Below are 2,500 nucleotides of genomic sequence, written 5' to 3'. Positions count from 1 at the left end.
TCTCCACCTTGTTACCTTTTAATAGATTACACAACTTTTGCTTATCCGCCCATCCTACTCCGATTAAAACTAAACTTGCTCCCATTATTACTCTCCATGTCAGAGATTCATTTAATAGAATAATTGAAGTAACAATACTTATTAATGGTAATGCATTTAAATATAATCCGCTTACTGATGCTGAAACTCTCTCTAGCGCTTTATTCCAAAACCAATATGCTAAAATTGTTGCTCCAATAACAAGGTATATTACACTAAGTCCCGTTTTCCAAGTTTCAACCTTTGGGAGACCGTAATAAAAAATTTCTACCAGTGCAAACGGTAAGAGAATAACAGCTCCAATAATTAAAGTTAATGTTGTAAAAACCTCGTTTGATAAATACTGTTCTTGTTTTGGTCGTTTTAGTAAAACTGTGTAGAAAGCAAATAGAAAAGTACTTAATAATATCAGTATATCTCCTATTAAAGATACTTCTTGATTAGCACTTTTAGATGGAATCGTAATAAAGAGTACTCCTATAGCACCCAATATAATTCCTATCCAATAATTCAATCGAATTTTCTCTTTCAAAAAGAGTGCTGAAAAAAGAATTGTAACTAATGGTAACGCAGCATCTATAATACTCACATGTAATCCACTTGTTAAAGAAATGCCGTAGGATGTAAACATAAAATAACCAGCTACACCGGTAAAAGCTAACAAACTCATTCTTTTCCATGGAACTTTTTTATGTACAACTGATTTTTGTAGTTCCTTAAATGAGAATAGCATACAAATTCCACCTGCAAAGAAAAGACGAATAAATAACAAAGTAAACGGCTGAATAGATTCTAACGCCCATTTTGTTGGTGCAATGGCTGTGCCCCATAATATAACAGCCACTAATAACATGCATATTTCTTTCATAATCCCCACACCCATCAAAAATATATGTTAACTACCTTAATTATAGATTTTTTCTAATATAAAATCCTTTAAAAGCACAAAAGGTTATGTAAAAATAACAATCTAGCTCTTTTTACATAACCTTTTTATATAAGATCACAAACATTCTTGTTACATCTGGACTATATTCTTATAAAGGTAATTATTACCTTTATATTTTAAATAATAAAAATAAGCACAAAAAAACCTAAGTCAAAACGACTTAGGTTCTTGCTTGGCGACGTCCTACTCTCACAGGGACAAGGTCCCAACTACCATCGGCGCTAGAGAGCTTAACTTCCGTGTTCGGTATGGGAACGGGTGTGACCTCTCTGCCATCATCACCAAACTATGAAGGCATATTCCTTCAAAACTAGATAACATTGCTACATATTATATGGTTAAGTCCTCGATCTATTAGTATTCGTCAGCTCCACATGTCACCATGCTTCCACCTCGAACCTATCAACCTGATCATCTTTCAGGGATCTTACTAGCTTACGCTATGGGAAATCTCATCTTGAGGGGGGCTTCATGCTTAGATGCTTTCAGCACTTATCCCTTCCGCACATAGCTACCCAGCTATGCCCTTGGCAGAACAACTGGTACACCAGCGGTGCGTCCATCCCGGTCCTCTCGTACTAAGGACAGCTCCTCTCAAATTTCCTACGCCCACGACGGATAGGGACCGAACTGTCTCACGACGTTCTGAACCCAGCTCGCGTACCGCTTTAATGGGCGAACAGCCCAACCCTTGGGACCGACTACAGCCCCAGGATGCGATGAGCCGACATCGAGGTGCCAAACCTCCCCGTCGATGTGGACTCTTGGGGGAGATAAGCCTGTTATCCCCGGGGTAGCTTTTATCCGTTGAGCGATGGCCCTTCCATGCGGAACCACCGGATCACTAAGCCCGACTTTCGTCCCTGCTCGACTTGTAGGTCTCGCAGTCAAGCTCCCTTATGCCTTTGCACTCTACGAATGATTTCCAACCATTCTGAGGGAACCTTTGGGCGCCTCCGTTACACTTTAGGAGGCGACCGCCCCAGTCAAACTGCCCACCTGACACTGTCTCCCGGGTCGATAAGACCCGTAGGTTAGAATTTCAATACAGTCAGGGCGGTATCCCACCAGCGCCTCCACCGAAGCTAGCGCTCCGGTTTCAATGGCTCCCGCCTATCCTGTACAAACTGTACCAAAATTCAATATCAGGCTACAGTAAAGCTCCACGGGGTCTTTCCGTCCTGTCGCGGGTAACCTGCATCTTCACAGGTACTATAATTTCACCGAGTCTCTGGTTGAGACAGTGCCCAAATCGTTACACCTTTCGTGCGGGTCGGAACTTACCCGACAAGGAATTTCGCTACCTTAGGACCGTTATAGTTACGGCCGCCGTTTACTGGGGCTTCAGTTCAGAGCTTCGCTTACGCTAACCCCTCTCCTTAACCTTCCAGCACCGGGCAGGTGTCACCCCCTATACTTCGCCTTACGGCTTCGCAGAGAGCTGTGTTTTTGCTAAACAGTCGCTTGGGCCTATTCACTGCGGCTTTCCGTTAAGAAAGCACCCCTTCTCCC

The 2,500-nt window shown here is 42.6% G+C and carries 1 protein-coding gene and 2 rRNA genes (2 of these 3 running past the window's edge); all 3 read right to left on the bottom strand.

Annotated elements, in window-relative coordinates; all coding sequences use genetic code 11:
* On the bottom strand, nucleotides 1-907 hold the 5' portion of the coding sequence (locus tag NST86_RS01635; protein WP_000658278.1) for a DMT family transporter. The gene continues 14 nt to the left of window position 1, outside the view; the window shows 907 of its 921 coding nt (coding positions 1-907); the start codon lies at nucleotides 905-907; its stop codon lies off the left edge, out of view.
* 251 nt (nucleotides 908-1,158) lie between these two features.
* Nucleotides 1,159-1,274: ribosomal RNA gene (rrf, locus tag NST86_RS01630) — 5S ribosomal RNA — on the bottom strand.
* A 48-nt stretch (nucleotides 1,275-1,322) separates the two neighbouring features.
* A 23S ribosomal RNA gene (locus NST86_RS01625) occupies nucleotides 1,323-2,500 on the bottom strand (it continues 1,745 nt past the right edge of the window).

Origin of the sequence: Bacillus sp. FSL L8-0199 (assembly GCF_038005705.1) — a bacterium.
GTDB lineage: Bacteria > Bacillota > Bacilli > Bacillales > Bacillaceae_G > Bacillus_A > Bacillus_A cereus.
The sequence above is the reverse complement of the archived record's forward strand: the minus strand, read 5'-3'. Positions and strand labels throughout refer to the sequence as shown.